At 52.5% G+C, this 15,761-nt stretch carries 17 protein-coding genes and 3 pseudogenes; 16 read left to right on the top strand and 4 right to left on the bottom strand.

All coding sequences use genetic code 11. The features are described 5' to 3' along the window. Positions 1-20 precede the first annotated feature (20 nt). The 4 genes from ACLIBF_RS04255 to ACLIBF_RS04240 all read right to left on the bottom strand — a co-directional run bounded on the left by ACLIBF_RS04255 (position 21) and on the right by ACLIBF_RS04240 (position 3,422). Positions 21-527, bottom strand: a complete 507-nt coding sequence (locus tag ACLIBF_RS04255) for a ferritin-like domain-containing protein (RefSeq protein ID WP_031377084.1) — start codon at positions 525-527, stop codon at positions 21-23. Positions 528-537: 10 nt separating this feature from the next. Continuing rightward, the gene (locus ACLIBF_RS04250) at positions 538-1,020 is read right to left on the bottom strand and encodes a YciE/YciF ferroxidase family protein (protein WP_031377083.1); all 483 of its coding nucleotides are present in this window, start codon (positions 1,018-1,020) and stop codon (positions 538-540) included. 510 nt (positions 1,021-1,530) lie between these two features. Continuing rightward, positions 1,531-1,695 carry a con-10 family general stress protein gene (locus ACLIBF_RS04245; protein WP_031377082.1) on the bottom strand — a complete coding sequence of 55 codons (165 nt, stop codon included), beginning with the start codon at positions 1,693-1,695 and terminating at the stop codon, positions 1,531-1,533. Positions 1,696-2,456: 761 nt separating this feature from the next. Continuing rightward, complete coding sequence (locus tag ACLIBF_RS04240) at positions 2,457-3,422, bottom strand: sensor domain-containing diguanylate cyclase (protein ID WP_031377081.1); 966 nt, start codon at positions 3,420-3,422, stop codon at positions 2,457-2,459. 932 nt (positions 3,423-4,354) lie between these two features. Between ACLIBF_RS04240 and ACLIBF_RS04235 the strand changes: the two are divergent. The 16 genes and pseudogenes from ACLIBF_RS04235 to ACLIBF_RS04160 all read left to right on the top strand — a co-directional run. Further along, a pseudogene (locus ACLIBF_RS04235) lies at positions 4,355-4,804 on the top strand (ParA family protein); the annotation flags it as partial. Continuing rightward, the gene (gene dnaB-PI / locus ACLIBF_RS04230; RefSeq protein WP_448309409.1) at positions 4,797-6,167 is read left to right on the top strand and encodes an SPI-7-type island replicative DNA helicase; all 1,371 of its coding nucleotides are present in this window, start codon (positions 4,797-4,799) and stop codon (positions 6,165-6,167) included. The pseudogene ACLIBF_RS04235 and the gene dnaB-PI, both read left to right, overlap by 8 nt. Beyond that, positions 6,164-6,823: pseudogene (locus ACLIBF_RS04225) on the top strand (ParB family protein); the annotation flags it as partial. The gene dnaB-PI and the pseudogene ACLIBF_RS04225, both read left to right, overlap by 4 nt. Then, positions 6,802-8,205 (top strand): annotated as a pseudogene (topB, locus tag ACLIBF_RS04220) (DNA topoisomerase III); the annotation flags it as partial. The pseudogenes ACLIBF_RS04225 and topB, both read left to right, overlap by 22 nt. 635 nt (positions 8,206-8,840) lie before the next feature. After that, the gene (locus tag ACLIBF_RS04215) at positions 8,841-9,311 is read left to right on the top strand and encodes an STY4534 family ICE replication protein (protein WP_016807974.1); all 471 of its coding nucleotides are present in this window, start codon (positions 8,841-8,843) and stop codon (positions 9,309-9,311) included. A 58-nt stretch (positions 9,312-9,369) separates the two neighbouring features. Further along, a complete protein-coding gene (locus ACLIBF_RS04210) occupies positions 9,370-9,906 on the top strand; it encodes a single-stranded DNA-binding protein (protein ID WP_045282285.1) in 537 nt (178 codons plus the stop codon). A 64-nt stretch (positions 9,907-9,970) separates the two neighbouring features. Continuing rightward, positions 9,971-10,213 carry a DUF4160 domain-containing protein gene (locus ACLIBF_RS04205; RefSeq protein WP_045282286.1) on the top strand — a complete coding sequence of 81 codons (243 nt, stop codon included), beginning with the start codon at positions 9,971-9,973 and terminating at the stop codon, positions 10,211-10,213. Beyond that, positions 10,197-10,445: a DUF2442 domain-containing protein gene (locus tag ACLIBF_RS04200; RefSeq protein ID WP_004115558.1), complete on the top strand. Its 249-nt coding sequence runs from the start codon at positions 10,197-10,199 to the stop codon at positions 10,443-10,445. The genes ACLIBF_RS04205 and ACLIBF_RS04200 overlap by 17 nt, the downstream gene beginning before the upstream one ends. Before the next feature lie 71 nt (positions 10,446-10,516). Further along, positions 10,517-10,879 (top strand): acetyltransferase, encoded by a 363-nt coding sequence (locus ACLIBF_RS04195; RefSeq protein WP_448309406.1) that lies wholly within the window; start codon positions 10,517-10,519, stop codon positions 10,877-10,879. A gap of 156 nt (positions 10,880-11,035) precedes the next feature. After that, positions 11,036-11,704 (top strand): HNH endonuclease signature motif containing protein, encoded by a 669-nt coding sequence (locus ACLIBF_RS04190; RefSeq protein WP_039187755.1) that lies wholly within the window; start codon positions 11,036-11,038, stop codon positions 11,702-11,704. Beyond that, on the top strand, positions 11,697-12,104 hold the full coding sequence (locus tag ACLIBF_RS04185) for a hypothetical protein (RefSeq protein ID WP_048797723.1): 408 nt from the start codon (positions 11,697-11,699) through the stop codon (positions 12,102-12,104). Before ACLIBF_RS04190 ends, ACLIBF_RS04185 begins: the two co-directional genes overlap by 8 nt. A gap of 64 nt (positions 12,105-12,168) precedes the next feature. Then, on the top strand, positions 12,169-12,354 hold the full coding sequence (locus ACLIBF_RS04180; protein ID WP_135711188.1) for a hypothetical protein: 186 nt from the start codon (positions 12,169-12,171) through the stop codon (positions 12,352-12,354). Between the two features lie 193 nt (positions 12,355-12,547). Continuing rightward, on the top strand, positions 12,548-12,946 hold the full coding sequence (locus ACLIBF_RS04175; RefSeq protein ID WP_039187753.1) for a TIGR03757 family integrating conjugative element protein: 399 nt from the start codon (positions 12,548-12,550) through the stop codon (positions 12,944-12,946). After that, entirely contained in the window at positions 12,943-13,935 is a 993-nt protein-coding gene (locus ACLIBF_RS04170; RefSeq protein ID WP_039187752.1) for a TIGR03756 family integrating conjugative element protein, read from the top strand. Before ACLIBF_RS04175 ends, ACLIBF_RS04170 begins: the two co-directional genes overlap by 4 nt. Beyond that, positions 13,935-15,410 (top strand): integrating conjugative element protein, encoded by a 1,476-nt coding sequence (locus ACLIBF_RS04165; RefSeq protein ID WP_448309403.1) that lies wholly within the window; start codon positions 13,935-13,937, stop codon positions 15,408-15,410. The genes ACLIBF_RS04170 and ACLIBF_RS04165 overlap by 1 nt, the downstream gene beginning before the upstream one ends. A 10-nt stretch (positions 15,411-15,420) precedes the next feature. Then, complete coding sequence (locus tag ACLIBF_RS04160; protein ID WP_039187750.1) at positions 15,421-15,759, top strand: hypothetical protein; 339 nt, start codon at positions 15,421-15,423, stop codon at positions 15,757-15,759. The last annotated feature ends 2 nt before the right edge of the window (positions 15,760-15,761 follow it).

Genomic DNA, 15,761 nt, shown 5'->3' with positions numbered 1-15,761 from the left:
GCTTTTTTTCGCGTTGAATATTATTTCTTAGCTTCAACGCCTGGCTGTGCTGCACGCTGCAGGAACTGCTGCGTCACTTCAGGCAGATGCTGAAGCAGCCACTCAGCCATCGCCACTTCCTGCTCACGAATTTCAGTCAGCACTCTGACGCCTTCGGCATCACCGACCTGCTCAGCCGCCGCAATCAGGCTGGTGTAGCTGGCGATCTCCGCATTTTCGAAGACATAGCCGCTGATTGCGCCTTTCACTACTTCGTCTGAATTGAACATGCCGCCTACCGCCTGGCCGGTCGCTGCCATCTTGCCCATCACGTCTTTCATCACGGAGTGGTCAATGCCGTGGGTGTCAAGCAGCCGCTCCAGCAGCGAGAGCTGATGTTTAGTCTCGTCAAGATGCTGAGCCAGACGTTGTTCCAGCGCCGGATAGTGCTCCAGACGACCAGACATTTTGCTCAGCATGCTTTCAGCCTGCTTTTCCATGGCGTGCGCATCGCGCAGCCAGTCATGATAATTTTCGATTGCAGTCATTTGCTACTCCTTAAGACACAGTAATGGATTCCGCCACCGAAGTGAGCTTCTCATCCGTCTGTTTCTCTTCATTCAGGGTCTGTTCCAGCAGTTTCGCCGCCTGGGTGTAACCCAGTTTCAATGCCAGCGCATGCAGGGTGCCGTAGGTAGCAATTTCATAGTGCTCAACTTTTTGTGCCGCACCAATTAAGCCCTGATCGCGAACTTCGCCCTTCTCTACTGAATCAATGATTTCCTGCGCTTCTTCAACCAGACCTTCAAGCGCATGGCATTTCATTCGTTTGATTTTAACCTCTGGCGTGGCTTCCACTAACTGGTCCAGCCGTTCGATTTGGCCACGTGTCTCTTCAAGATGCTGATTAAACGCAGCGATAAGTTTTTCATCACTGGCAGCGCGCGCCATTTTCGGCAATGCACGAGTTATCTGTTTCTCAGCGCTGTACACATCAGACAAATCATGGATGAAGAGATCGTTTAGCGTTTTCACTGTCATAAGATAGCCTCATTGATTGAAAAGTTGCGTAAGTAAGAAATAACGCAACGCCAGTCGTATCGTTGCCACTTAAAAATTCTAGCGGAGATTTTTTATATCGCACGCCGCATCGGTACGAATTTACGCCAGAAGTGGCATGTATAATGCATTTTCCTTTTTACAGCAATACGTTAGAGCTCTAATGTTTTTTGTTATTACGGCTTCGCTAAGATAGCAAACCTGTACAAATAAAAATTAAGTTGTATAAATTTGCTCAGCTAAAAAACCTCAGACAAATCTAACCGGCAGGCTAATCGGTACAGCACGTTATTAAAACTCACCGTTAAAAAGCACAAAAAATAAAAAAAACCGGAAGGGAATACCCCTTCCGGTTTAATCGACCGCTCTGCCACCGCTATTGATTAAGCGCTGACATAATGCTGGCAGTAATTATCATGCGGGAGAATTAAATAGATTTAACATTGCCCAGCGAAATGATGGTAACTGCTGTTACAGCAGAGTTAAAGACGTTCAGCTCCGGCGACTTACCTTGCCTCCTTTCCGACCCGCCTCAATGGCGCGCTCGGGATCATTCTTAAAGTTCCCGCCGCTTTTCTGGCCCCCTTTACGTCCCGCTTCAGCCGCACGCTCTCTGTCCGCAGCAAAATTTCCCGCTCCACCACGATATTGAGTCATTCTGTGTTCCTCATTGGATTTAATAATAGAAATAGCACAGTTAATGCTTCATCAGGCCGATTCAGCAAATATAAATGTAGCCATAAAATGTCGTCTATCAAGGTGGAAAAATAGAAAACTCCGCCTGATTTTGGTTAATTTATGGCGATTAGCTTTACTGGCTGATAAAGCTCCGCAACTAATCTTCATAACCACTGAAAAAGGTGCCATGGAAAATCAAAGGCCTTCCCAGAGCTATTGCGAACTCTATTAATCGATCATTTTCAAAAAAAGTCCAATTGAAAAGAATATAAGCGAAGCGGTGGGATAACGTCGTCATATGAAACAGTTAGTGAAGATGATCAACAAACGATCAATTTACCTAAGCGAAGCGTGAAAGCGGTTTAAAAGGCTTTTTAATTTTGTAAAAAATAAGCGAAGCGTCAGTTACGATTAAAACCAGATAAAACCTGAGCAGATTGATCAATAAATGATCAAATAGCCCTGTTTATTCGAAAAATATTATAATAAAGTGAAGAAAAGCGGGACGGAAAGGCGTTTTAAATAAGCGAAGCGCGACAAATGTTTTGTCTGACAGTGGACCGTTTTTTCTCAGATTAGTACTAAAAATGTTTTTTTGTGTGAATGCGCACTAAACAGGCGAGTAAAGAGTGGATGAAGGCAGGTTTGAGCAAGCGTTACTATGGTGTCAGGTGTCGACCCGCAGAGTGACGGGATAGCACGATCCGATCGGGCAGGGGTTGACCAACAGCAAAAGAAATTCAGGCAGGATCGGGATAAAGCGGGTCAAATGCCACGCCGCGCTTACCGTTTTTCTTAATGCGATACATCGCTTCATCCGCACGCGCCAGAGCAGAATCAAAATCATCCTTTCTCAGCACCTGGGCCACGCCAATCGATGCACCAATCATTGCATGGCCATTAGCCATATCAAACGGCGTCAGGACCGCATCCAGACAGGCGTGCGCCAGCTGGCTGACCTGCGGGTTATCCCGTGAAAACGGTATCAGCAGCACAAATTCATCCCCGCCCGGACGGCCAATAATCACCTCTGGCGGACAGACGTCGATAAAGCGCTGGCTGAGATGGATTAACACTTCATCGCCGCTGCGATGACCTAAGGTATCGTTAACGTGTTTGAAATTATCTAAGTCGATAAACGCGACGCATAACGGACCCTGAGCTTTAAGTTCGCGAAAATGATTTTGCAGCGCATGGCGGTTGGTGAGCAGGGTTAGCGGATCGTGCAGTGCCAGCAGCGCGAGCTGTTCCTCATACTGCTTCTCTTTGGTCATGTCGATATGGGTGCCGGTAACCTTCAGCGGCCGGCCTTGTTCATCCCATTCGCTGACCCGTCCCCGATCCAGCACCCAGGTAATACTGCCATTTTTAGCGATCATCCGATGCAGCGCTTCATAATAGGGCGCTTTTCCGGCGAGATGATCGTTAAACGCTTTTAATACTTCAGCGGCATCGTCGGGATGCAGGCTCTCTTTCCAGGATTCGAAATTGGCGTCGGTTTCCTTCGGCTGAAAGCCCAGCATCGCGCCCCAGCGTCGGTTGAAGATCACCAGCTTGCCGCTGGGGATATCCAGTTGCCACAGGCAGAGGCCAGTACCATCAAGGGCTGCGCTGAGCTTGTTACGGGCGTCATGGGCTATACGCTTCAGTCGCGCATTATGCTTTTTCAGGGTCAGTATCTGTAGTCGCAGCGCTTCTTCTGACATAGCCATAACAGAGGAGTAAAAGAGGTTATTGTGCCTGTCCGGCTGATTGTGTAAAGAGAGGCTTATAAAACACGATTAGTCGCGGCGAATTGCAGGCTGGACAGGATTTCAGGCGGTGCGGCCCTGGCAATACAGCATAGAGGCGAGCCGGCAAATTAGTTTCGCCGTGAAATCTGTTCAGTCAAGACCGGCGTAAAAAAGAGCGCGTGAAAGGATGAGTCGGCGGCTGAAATGCAAAAACCCGCCAGAGGCGGGTTCTTTAAAGATGGTGCCCGAACCCGGACAAAAATGCCGGGAGCATTTTTGCATCGCACGCTGGCGTGCGGACCCGCAGGGCGAGCCACAGGGAAGTGGCGAGTACATCGAACCTTCGAGGCCGGGTTCGTTGCTCTGAAATGCAAAAACCCGCCAGAGGCGGGTTCTTTAAAGATGGTGCCCGAACCCGGACAAAAATGCCGGGAGCATTTTTGCATCGCACGCTGGCGTGCGGACCCGCAGGGCGAGCCACAGGGAAGTGGCGAGTACATCGAACCTTCGGGGCCGGGTTCGTTGCTCTGAAATGCAAAAACCCGCCAGAGGCGGGTTCTTTAAAGATGGTGCCCGAACCCGGACAAAAATGCCGGGAGCATTTTTGCATCGCACGCTGGCGTGCGGACCCGCAGGGCGAGCCACAGGGAAGTGGCGAGTACATCGAACCTTCGGGGCCGGGTTCGTTGCTCTGAAATGCAAAAACCCGCCAGAGGCGGGTTCTTTAAAGATGGTGCCCGAACCCGGACAAAAATGCCGGGAGCATTTTTGCATCGCACGCTGGCGTGCGGACCCGCAGGGCGAGCCACAGGGAAGTGGCGAGTACATCGAACCTTCGGGGCCGGGTTCGTTGCTCTGAAATGCAAAAACCCGCCAGAGGCGGGTTCTTTAAAGATGGTGCCCGAACCGGTAATGTGATGGGCGTTGTTAAACCCATCCTTCCGGATGTCCGTGAATTTATCCGCGGCTCCCTTCATATGCTTACCCGCCTGAAAACCTATGAAAATTACGGTATCCGCCTTCCTGATATTTCCATTCTCGTCAACTGTATCGAAAACACTCTGCTTGACCGTGAAGCAATGGACGGTCTTGCCGCCATCATTAACGAAAAACATTACGACGCCTCTGCGCTGGGCAACCGTGACGTTTATCGTTTACTCAATACCCGTATCGAGGCGCTGGATATTTTCAAACTGGGACACGTCAAGCAGCAGCCCGTGCATCGTCTGGAATACAAAACGCGTCGCAAAGGTCCGGCCGCAGCGGTCACCATGCACGACCTCGCGTGTGAACTGTTCCCTGAGTGGCAGAGCCATTTCAGTGACGTTCTGACCCGGGAGGTGCGCCATGTCTGAGATAATGATGCCCTGCTCTTATGAGGCTGAGCAGGCTGTATTAGGCGGCCTGATGCTTGATAACGACCGGTGGGATGAGGTGATACTGCAAATCTCCCCGGAAGATTTGTTTTCCCGGCCGCACCGTATGGTCTTCCGCGTCATGGCCGAGCTGGCCGGAGAAGGGCTACCGCTCGATCTCATCACTATTACGGAACGGCTGGAGAACAGAGGCGACCTTGAACAGTGTGGCGGCTTTGCTTATCTGGCTGAAATGAGTAAAAACACGCCGTCTGCAGCCAATATCCTGGCTTACGCCGGGGTGGTGGCGGAGAAAAGCCGCCTGCGGCAGCTGATGACAGTGGGTAACAGTCTTCTTTCCGATGTGCAGGCCCCGAAAGCCAGCTCGGCCGGCATCCTTGAGTCGGCCGAAGGCAAGCTGTTTAACATTGCCGAACAGGGAGCCATGCAGCTTAACAGTGAGACCGGCGTTAACGAGGCGCTGGATAAACTGCTGACGCATCTGGAAAGCATGCCCGCCAGTGACGGCCTCACCGGGACACCGACCGGTTTCAGTGAACTGGACGCGATGACCTGTGGTCTCCAGCCCGGCGATCTGGCTCTGCTGGCCGCCCGTCCTTCCATGGGGAAAACGTCGCTGGCCATGGCCGCCTGCGCCGCGGCCGTGGGCGCAAAACCTGACGATCACGTCTTTGTGTTCAGTCTTGAAATGCCCTCAGAGCAGCTGATGATGCGCCTGCTGGCGATGGAAGGCCGGGTAGAGCTGTCCCGGCTTCGCAGCGGCAACATGGATGATGAAGACTGGGCTCGCGTGTCAGCGGCTACCGGTCGCATTATTGAATGGAAAAACCGTCTGATCATTGATGATACCAGTTACCAGACCCCGGCCACACTGCGCGCCCGCGCCCGTCGCTATGTCCGCAAATACGGCAGACCCTCTCTCATCATGCTGGACTATCTGCAGCTTGTCCGCTCCCCCGAGCAGGAAAACCGCACGCAGGAAATAGCGGAAATTTCCCGCTCGCTTAAGGCGCTCGGTAAAGAGCTGGGCTGTCCGGTACTGGCGCTTTCCCAGCTCAACCGCCTTGTGGAGCAGCGGGCCGATAAACGCCCCAATAATGGTGACCTGCGTGACTCCGGTGCGCTGGAGCAGGATGCAGACCTCATCATGTTTATTTACCGGGATGAGGTTTATAACCCCGGCACCCCTGATGCCGGGGTGGCTGAGATCATTGTCGGCAAGCAGCGTCAGGGGCCAACCGGCACGGTAAAAGTCAAATTTGACGGGCGTTACACCCTCTTTTCGGAGTTTCAGGAAGGCAGCTATGACTTCGGTTACCGCAGCGGGAGGAAACAGGCATGAGCCGTAAAAGTTCTAATGTGGGGGCTGCCATGCTGCAGCCCGGACGCCAGTCGCAGGCGGCCGGCAATATCAGCGTCATGCCGGCGGCTGAAATGCCCATGGTCCTGACGCTCGACCAGTTAAGCCCGAATCCTGATAATCCGCGAACATCACGCAACCCGCGTTATGACGATATCAAGGCTTCCATCCGTTCGCGCGGGCTGGACACCGTACCCAAAGTCACCCGTGACCCGGATGGTGAGCCCGATATGTACATCTTCAGCGACGGGGGGAATACACGTTATCAGATCCTGTCAGAACTGTGGCTGGAGACCGGAGAAGACCGGTTTTTCCGCGTCCATGTGTTGTTCAAGCCGTGGCCGGGACGGCTGCAGTGTGTTATCGGCCATCTGGCAGAGAATGAAGTGCGCGGGGAGCTGAGCTTTATTGAAAAAGCGCAGGGGATCCATAAAGCCCGCTCTATATATGAAGAGCAGATGGGAAAGACGGTTTCGTTGCGTCAGTTGTCAGAGCTACTGACCCATGAAGGTTTGCCAGTCCATTACTCAACAGTCAGCCGTATGGAAGATGCGCTGAAATATCTTTATCCGTGGATCCCAGACCTGCTTGAGTCCGGGCTCGGCAGGCCGCAGATAACAGGGATAATGAAATCACGTCCTTCGTGCCAAAGCCCTGGTGGCAGGTACAAGCGCTTATTGAAAAAGAGGGCGTCCGGTTCCGGGCTGGCTGGGTGCCCGTTGAGCAGTACTGTGACGAGGAAAAGCGTTGCATCAATCCCCAGGCAGCCCGGGCGGTGGGACAGCTTTGTCAGCAGCAGGGCAGGGCTGTGGTACTGGAGGTGACACAGAAGCGGGAGAAAACGGCTGCGCCGCTCTGTTTTGACCTGGGCACCCTTCAGCAGGTCTGTTCCCGAAAATTCGGCATGGGCGCAAATGAAGTGCTCGCCATTGCTCAGTCACTTTACGAAACCCATAAAGCGACCACCTACCCCCGGACAGACTGCGGTTTCCTTCCAACTTCGATGCAGCAGGAAATACCCGACGTTCTGGCGGCAGTGGCAAAATCCGATCCCGCTGTGGCCCCAGTACTGAATCAGCTGGACAGGCAGTTTGTCTCGCGTGTCTGGAATAACAAAAAAATCACCGCGCACCATGCCATCATTCCCACCCGACAGGCATTTGATTTGTCACGCCTCAGTGCCGATGAGCTGAAGGCCTACCAGCTGATTCGCCAGCATTATTTCGCCCAGTTCCTTCCGCTGCAGGAATCTGACGTGACGGAGGCCTCTTTCAATATCGGTGGCCAGCTGTTCCGTACACGCGGGAAAGTCGGTGTGGTGATGGGCTGGAAGTCATTGTTCCAGGCTGAAAAAGATGACGATGAAGAGGACGTCGACGGTGACAGTATGGCGCTGCCGGCGCTGGCAAAAGGGGATATTTGCGCTGTCACCGGTTCTGAGGTTAAGGATATGAAAACCAGTCCGCCCAAACCGTTCACGGAGGGGACGCTGATTGCTGCCATGAAGAACGCGGCCAGTTTCGTCAGTGACCCCAAGCTCAAGAAAGTGCTGCGTGATAACGCCGGTCTGGGCACAGAGGCGACGCGTGCGGCTGTGCTTGAAACCCTCTTCAAACGACACTATCTGGAGAAAAAAGGGAAGCACATCCACTCAACGCAGATGGCCCGGGAGCTGATTGCGGCCCTGCCGGAAACGCTGACGAGCCCGGGCATGACCGCATTATGGGAGCAGGCACTGGATGATATTTCGCAGGGGAAAATGTCGCTTGCGGTCTTTATGCAAAAGCAGCTGCAGTGGACCCGTCACCTTGTCGAAAAAGGCCGCCAGGACAGTGTGAAAATTACTGCTCCCGTCACGCCTCCCTGCCCGTTATGCAAAGGACCCACGCGTAAACGTAAAGGTAAAAATGGTGATTTTTGGGGGTGCATACGCTATCCGGAATGTGAGGGAATTATCAGTACAGGTAAGAAGAAAGCAGCGAAGCGTAAAAAAACATCGGTTAAGGCTAAAACAGAATAATCCGCGCAGTATTGAACTATTTCACTGTACAACCCCGGGCCGGGTTCTGCTATTGTTGCCAGGCTTTGATGCATAGGTGCCCCGCTGGCCACGGTGCTGTAAGGTAAACTTTAACGGGATTTACCCCCAGCAGGCCTGGCAGGAAGTTATTGCACACTAACTGACCTGTAAGACGCATGCACTCCGTGAAAACCGCGTCGGGATTATTCCCCGGAGACAGATGAGACGACCGCAGGTTAAGGCACCGACCCCAGGGCACCGGAAACGGTGCCCTTTTATTTTTACGGATCACGTTTTCCATTTTGACCGTTGACATTCCGGGAGGACGGTTTAATTATAAAAGTGCTAAACCGTCGTTCATACGACCACCAATGATTCAGTAGCCTGTGAGAATCGCCTTCGGGTGGCTACAGCTAAAGCTCCTGTAACCTGAAAGGGAGCAAACTTTGGTACATCTGCGCACCTTTGAAAGCAGATATCGCCTGTACAAGCGCATTACGACGCGGCGATGAAGGTTCCTTCAACATACCAGACTCTCAGGATTCAACCGATCCTGACCCCCGACGGGAAACCACTCCCGTCAGGGCAGATGGTTTCTCCGTCGTACCTATTTTTACCTCCATGGAGAAAACATCATGTCTGCAAACAATACTTCTGCATCTGCAAAATCTGAGTACTTCAACCTGACTATTAAAGGCATCGGGTATCTCAGCAACATCCGCCAGGTTAACCATCAGAATGGCTCGTTCCTCAGCTGCGTAATCAATGCACTGAGCGGTCCGACTGACAATCCGGCCTACGTCCGTTTTGACATTTCTGTCGCAGGTAAAGAGGCTACCAGCCTTATCGCCCGCTGCCAGAAAGCCGTCGATGAAGACAAAAAAGTCCTGCTGGGCTTTAACCTGAGTAATCCGTCCACGGACATATTTACGCTGAACAAGGGCGAGCATGCCGGCGAACAGCGTGTCAGTCTGAAAGCCCGCCTGATAAAGGTGGACTGGATCAAAATAGGCCAGGACATGGTCTACAAGACTGAAAAATCTGACTCCGTGCCGCCGCAGAATGGCTCTGCCGCACAACAAAACTACGCAGAAAACTCATTCTGATGCGCACCTGACACACCCCGTTCGCGGGGTGTTTCTTTATTTTACAGGAGAAATGATTATGTCCTCACGCGGCGTTAACAAGGTGATTCTTGTCGGTAATCTCGGCCAGGATCCTGAAGTGCGTTATATTCCCAATGGCAGTGCAGTTGCCACCCTTTCTCTGGCCACGTCTGAGAGCTGGCGTGATAAGCAGTCCGGTGAACAGAAAGAAGTGACCGAATGGCACCGGGTGGTTATTTTCGGCAAGCTGGCAGAAATTGCGGGTGAATATATGCGCAAAGGCTCCCAGGTTTACATCGAGGGCCAGCTGCGCACACGCAAATGGACCGATCAGTCCGGCCAGGAGAAATACATCACAGAGGTGGTGGTAAACATTGGTGGCACTATGCAGATGCTTGGCGGTCGCCAGTCCGGCAGCGGTCAGAATACGTCTTCCCGGAATGACTGGGGCCAGCCTCAGCAACCTTCCGGACCGACTCACAGTGGCCAGGCTTCCGGCAGCAGTGCCGGTGCGCCACCGATGGACTTCGATGACGATATACCGTTCATTGGATTCGGGTATGGAGTACCAAAATCGGCAATCCATGCACTCTGAACAGCCTTTATGGCAGTTGCTCTGAACTTACACATAATCCGGTCAGCATTTAAGGATAACTGACATGCCTGTTATACTGAGGATCAACGGTTTCCGGTTCTTTTTTTATTCTAATGAAGGTAACCCGCTCGAACCTGCACACATTCACGTAATGCAAGCAGGTAGTGAAGCCAAATTCTGGTTAACGCCATCAGTGGCACTGGCCAGTAACGATGGGTTTAATTCACGGGTATTAAAAGAACTGACGGGGATCGTTGATGATAACCAAGCATTGTTTCTGGAGGCCTGGAATGACTATTTCAGCTAAACGGGTCAGCTTCGATGAGGCCACGATGTGGGTTGAACTCAACGACGCCCGTACCATCGGTGTGCCGCTGGCATGGTTTCCACGCCTATTGCATGCTTCAACTGAACAGCTTAACAGCTATGAACTGAGTCCCCGTGGTATCCACTGGGACGCGCTGGACGAAGACATTTCTATTGCGGGTTTGCTTGAAGGCCGCGGCGATGTGACCCATCGTCCCCATAAAGTAGCCTGACAGCGCGCTATTAGTGAAAAACGCTGGCTTTTGCCGGCGTTTTTTTTCATCAACGGAAAATCAATTGTTAATTGAGTGAACCCGCCATTCATGAGCACAGTGGTGGTGCGCTATTCACCCTGTCGCCTCAGGGGGAGCCCGGCGTGCTCCCGGCGACACATCAGCACCTTGTGAGGCTGCGGGCGATGCTCAGGCAGCGCCTGACCGGCCCGGTCAGAATGACCTGTCACCCGCACCGGGTGGGACTCAGCAGCAGCGTGGCCATCTATCTTGAGGGAAAGCTGAAGCAGGTGGTGAACATCCTTATCACCGTGACGGGGCAGACAAGCTGGCCGCAGGAAGAGGAGTATGCGCATCCGCGCTGGTATATCACGGTGCCGGATTCGGCTGATCTGGTGTATCTGATGCTGTGGATTAACGGGCTTGACGTATAACTACAGACTTGCCTTCACCAGGGGCATGATAATAAAAATTACTTAATGCTTTTTTGATACCGGCCGCCAGGGCCGGTTTTTTTATGAGCGTTTAACCAATTTCAATGCTAAATATATTATAACTTCCAAAGTGCTTTTTAAGAGCGAGTAGTTGCTATGGCGGGTACTTCAGAAAAAGATATCAAGTTACTGTGGGGCCGCGCAGCAGGGCGCTGTTCTTACTGCCAGTGTGACCTTACACATATCATGGATGGTTTAGGCAATTATCATGTAGGTGAAATGGCTCATGTTATCGGTAAGAAAAAAGGTGCAGCCAGGACAACTGAGGGTACAGGACCTGATACCTATGACAATTTGATCCTTTTATGCCCAACCCATCATAGGATGATCGATAAGGCTCCAGAAGGGGCCTATCCGAATGAAATGCTTTTTCAGTGGAAAGAGAAACACGAATCTTCTGTTGCAAATGCTTTTAAGAAGGCTGTTTTTGATAGTGTTGAGCAACTTAAAGAAGAAATTGCGTTAATGCTTTATGAAAATAATAAATGCTTTACTCATTATGGACCATATTCTGAAGCTGCAAAAGATATGGGTTCTAATACTCAAGAATTGTGGGAGCTAAAAAAACTAAGTGTGATGGTGCCTAATAATCGTAAAATAATAAATGTAATTGAAGGTAATATGGGTTTATTAAGCGCCAGGCAAAAACGGTTGTATATTGACTTTAGAGATCATGCCGAAGCTTGGGAATACAATCAGTATAATAGATTGGATACCTATCCTTTATTTCCTGAAGAGTTCCAGAAGGAGTTCGGTTATGAATAATAATTCATGGGGTGTCAGTTTCGCATCGATTTCATGGTTTGACGATTATTTGAAATATCATAAAAATGTCAAGGGTTTTATTCGCGAAAAGGATATAGTCTTTCGTGTTGAGAGGAAAATTCAAAATGATATGTTGACGATCATTCTTCTGAATGAATACACAATGAGTGTGACAAAAATACTCAAAGTTATCAAAGAGTTTGGTGGGGTGGATATAATCGTTGTTGGTGGTAATTGGAATAGCTACACATCTGGTGCCAAAGAGCATGCTATACAGCAAGAACTTGGGTTGTTTAATTCGGCAGAAATCGGCGCGGCTTTATTCAAAAATGATTACTGGAATTTCCATAGAAAAGATAGAAACGGCAGTCCGCAATATCATATTAGAGAGGAGCAGTAACGTAGTGGGAATATATGGGTTTGGATCTTTTTTTCGAGCTCAAACTTACAATGACATCGATATAATGATAGTGGTAGATTGCCCTTTTGAAGAGCTTCTAGGCCTTTATGAGGAGTGTGTAGAAGCTTTAAGTTTGTTAGGTACGGAAACTGGAGAAGAGTTTCACTTGCTTTTCCTTACTTATCAAGAGTTTAAAGAGAAACCATTGATTGAATCTGGTTCTTTGATCCCTATTTTTATTGGTTCATAGAAATTTCTCACGATAACCCATATGGCAGTTAAGCCGTTATTATATAAATGAGATTTTCACAAAGTTACTCTGTACTCCTAACATTCATTAAGTGGTAGAAAAACTTCTGAGTACGGGATTTTAGTTTATTACGGTTTTTCTGAGCGGCCACGGGCACGCTGTCAGGCGATTCAGTCTGACGGAGTCCCGATTCATGAAACTGACCTCTCTTGTTTTCCTGCCGGCTCTGCTGCCGGCATCCGTACTGGCCGGCACGGCCATCTTCACCGACAGTCACCATCTGCCGGCAAATCTGCCGCCGGACGTGCCGGTGGTCCTTCTTGATGGTCCTGACCGGCTGCAGGCCGACATATTCGGGGAACTGCCTGCAGATCCGCAGCAGGCCGAGGCACACGTCAGGCAGGTTATGGCGTCTCCTGCCTGGCAACAAAAACAGCTGCAGCTGAATGATTCCTATCGCCAGGTGGTCCGGGCCTGGGAACTGGGCATTAAAAAAGTGCCGGCAGTGGTGTTTGATGACCGCGATGTGGTGTACGGCACCAGGGATGTGGCCGTGGCCACATCCCTGCGTAACCGGGGAGGTGGTCAGTGAATACAAAACCTTCCCGCATCAGAACCACGGTGTGCTCGCTGGCGGTTGCCACGGTACTGGGTACGGCAACCGCGCCGGCAGCTGTTGCAGCACTTAACACTGCGCAGATTATTGCCAGCGCCGTGTCGCAAAACTGTATCAGCTGGCGTGTCAGTGGCATCTGTTACTGGCTGTTCTGCACCCCCTTTGGCTGCAAGGTGCGCACGTCGGTCAAAGTCACCCACTTCATTCCTCAGACAGTCGTTTCGACCTATGTCGCGCCGGGCGGCAACCCGTGGCAGGAAATGGCGTTTGTCAGCCAGACCGCCGGCGGGCTGGAAAGTGCTGTGACCAGCGGGCTCTCCGGTGTTTCTGCCGGAGGAGCCAATCCGGCCGACATGAAAAATCCCGGCCAGCGCAAGTCCGCCGTGCGTTTCAAGTATGCCGATGCGATTGGCCACCCGGCCACCTCCCTCATTGGCGGCAGTATTCCGGGCTATTCCTGTGACACCGCAGCCACCCCGTTAATGCCTTACTTCCTGAGTACGCTGGATTCGGCGGCCTGGCGCACAGGCGTACCGGAGTCCCTGTATCCGGAAGCTCTTGTGCCCGGCCAGCGGGAAATCGGCAGTCAGGCAGCAGCCAATATGTGGGGCAACATCTATCCCCGTTCGGGGTTTATCAGCCAGACCGATGATGACAAAGCCTCTGCCGTGGTGGCGCAGCGTGTGGCAGACATTATCACCCGCGCCGGGCAGCCCCATGTTTATCAGGTGCTCCTGGGCAGCCGTCATGACGGGTACTGGCCACCGGGCGAGGTCACGGAAAACACCGGCACGCGCAATCACAAATGGCAGCGGCTGGCTCCCCACATGACTCAGTCATGTGCCGTATTCCCGGACGGGAGCTATACCGCCGCGAGCGATAACAATGAAGCCTTTGCGCTCTGGCAGCCTTACAGTTGCTGCAAAAAGCGCGGGCAGAAATTTCTGGGCAGCACTGATATCTGATGAGGAAAACCGTGAAAAAATCACCTTCATTTTCAGCCGTTCGCTTAAGCCTGCTGCTGACCGGCTCCCTGCTGACTGTCCTCCCGGGCGCGCACGCGGCCGATGATGACAATACCATCCTGGACATGTCCCTGCCGCAGGTGAACAACAGCGCCATCGGTTACGGCAAATCCGTCGATGGTGCGGTGTCGGACAAGCTCTTCTACACCCTCGGCGGCGGCTCGGTCATTTCCCAGCCGGCCACGCGCGGCAATATGCAGAAGCTGGGGCTGAATACCGGCTGGAGCAGTGACCTGATGTGCGGCAATTTTGATCTGAAAACCACCGTCGGCAATCAGCTCAACGGCGTCACATCCGGCTTTAAAAACCTGATGGGCGACGTGATTCAGGGGGCCACCGGCGCGGTGGCCAGTCTGCCGGCGATGGTCATTCAGCGGGCCAACCCCGGTCTGTATGACATGCTCACCAACGGCGTGCTTCAGGCCAATGTGTCATTCGACAAGGCGCAACTCAACTGCCAGAACATGGCGAAAAAAATGATGGACTTCAGCGACAGCAGTAACTGGACGCAGCAGGCCATGATGGATGAATACAAGTCTGTTGTGAACAGCGGAGATACTGATGCGGTTCGTGCAGATGAGGCGGGGCGGAAAGTCACCGGCACGTCGGGCAACAACTGGATTGGTGGTCAGAAACGTGGGGGGGCGGGGCAGCCCGCCATCCGTGTCACCCATGACCTTGTTGCTGCCGGCTACAACATGATGAACGGTTTACCTGTCACCGCTAATTCGACTGTCGGCGAAAGCAGCTGTAACGGTGGCGCATGCTCTAAATTCGGCAGCGCGGAAGAGGCGGCGGCCATGACCGTGAAGGTGCTGGGCGATCGTTCGATGCGCACCTGTGCCAACGCGAGCGAATGTACCAGCGGTGATGCGGATGACCAGCCCGGTACGACCGTTGCCGGCACCGGCTTTGCCCCACTACTGGAAGAGGCAACCAAAGCCAACGCTGAGCAGCTGGTCAGGCTCGTCAACGGTACGGAAAAGCCGACGGCCGCGAATCTGGCGAAGCTGAAAACCGGCGGACTGCCGGTGACGGCCGGCGTGATTAAAGCCCTGCAGCGTGATCCGGATAATGCTGCCCTGACCGCCCGCCTTGCCGGCGAACTGGCCATGTCTGACACGGTGGAAACGGCGCTGCTGATGCGTCGCATGATGGTTACCGGTATGTCGGAGCCGAATGCCGCTGCCCAGCCAAAGGCCATTGATACCGCCGGTCAGCGTATCGAGGCGCTGGACCGGGAAATCGCGGCGCTGAAAAACGAGATGGAGATGAAGCGCGAACTATCACGTAATTCGGTGCTGACCATTATCGACAGGGAGAACCAGCGCGTCGAAACCAACCCGCAGACCCAGTCTGATGACAATACCGACAGTCGCTTCAACCAGATGGCAGCGCCGCAGTCGGCTGAATGAGGGAATAAGGATGCGTAATAAAACGACTGTCAGGAAAGTCCTTACCCGTGCCGGCATCTTCCTCGCCTGCATGGCGCTGTTCATGGTGGTCTCACTGATGATGGCTGACACCGCCATGAAACATCCGACTGAAGCTGCTGCATTCCGGAGCTGGATGCAGTCGACGCGTTACGGCTGGCTGATGTGGCGACTGGCGCTGTATGCGCTGGTTGCCTGGGGCCTCTGGAAAATCCGGCATGCGCCGGGCTTCTGGGAGGCATACCGGCGGCCGCTGCTGCGCATCAGTGTGGTCAGTGTGCTTTTTATCGCGTTGTGTGAGTACGCGATGTTTACCGGTCCGGGAGCCTGACG

The organism is Pantoea sp. PGP6, from assembly GCF_053474785.1.
Note: the sequence above shows the minus strand (reverse complement) of the source record. Positions and strands in the feature narration are given on the sequence as shown.

Coding starts and splice junctions, on each gene's coding strand:
- ACLIBF_RS04255 (WP_031377084.1), bottom strand. CDS start 527: ATGACTGCAATCGAAAATTATCATGACTGGCTGCGCGATGCGCACGCC.
- ACLIBF_RS04250 (WP_031377083.1), bottom strand. CDS start 1,020: ATGACAGTGAAAACGCTAAACGATCTCTTCATCCATGATTTGTCTGAT.
- ACLIBF_RS04245 (WP_031377082.1), bottom strand. CDS start 1,695: ATGACTCAATATCGTGGTGGAGCGGGAAATTTTGCTGCGGACAGAGAG.
- ACLIBF_RS04240 (WP_031377081.1), bottom strand. CDS start 3,422: ATGTCAGAAGAAGCGCTGCGACTACAGATACTGACCCTGAAAAAGCAT.
- dnaB-PI (WP_448309409.1), top strand. CDS start 4,797: ATGTCTGAGATAATGATGCCCTGCTCTTATGAGGCTGAGCAGGCTGTA.
- ACLIBF_RS04215 (WP_016807974.1), top strand. CDS start 8,841: ATGTCTGCAAACAATACTTCTGCATCTGCAAAATCTGAGTACTTCAAC.
- ACLIBF_RS04210 (WP_045282285.1), top strand. CDS start 9,370: ATGTCCTCACGCGGCGTTAACAAGGTGATTCTTGTCGGTAATCTCGGC.
- ACLIBF_RS04205 (WP_045282286.1), top strand. CDS start 9,971: ATGCCTGTTATACTGAGGATCAACGGTTTCCGGTTCTTTTTTTATTCT.
- ACLIBF_RS04200 (WP_004115558.1), top strand. CDS start 10,197: ATGACTATTTCAGCTAAACGGGTCAGCTTCGATGAGGCCACGATGTGG.
- ACLIBF_RS04190 (WP_039187755.1), top strand. CDS start 11,036: ATGGCGGGTACTTCAGAAAAAGATATCAAGTTACTGTGGGGCCGCGCA.
- ACLIBF_RS04185 (WP_048797723.1), top strand. CDS start 11,697: ATGAATAATAATTCATGGGGTGTCAGTTTCGCATCGATTTCATGGTTT.
- ACLIBF_RS04180 (WP_135711188.1), top strand. CDS start 12,169: ATGATAGTGGTAGATTGCCCTTTTGAAGAGCTTCTAGGCCTTTATGAG.
- ACLIBF_RS04175 (WP_039187753.1), top strand. CDS start 12,548: ATGAAACTGACCTCTCTTGTTTTCCTGCCGGCTCTGCTGCCGGCATCC.
- ACLIBF_RS04165 (WP_448309403.1), top strand. CDS start 13,935: ATGAGGAAAACCGTGAAAAAATCACCTTCATTTTCAGCCGTTCGCTTA.
- ACLIBF_RS04160 (WP_039187750.1), top strand. CDS start 15,421: ATGCGTAATAAAACGACTGTCAGGAAAGTCCTTACCCGTGCCGGCATC.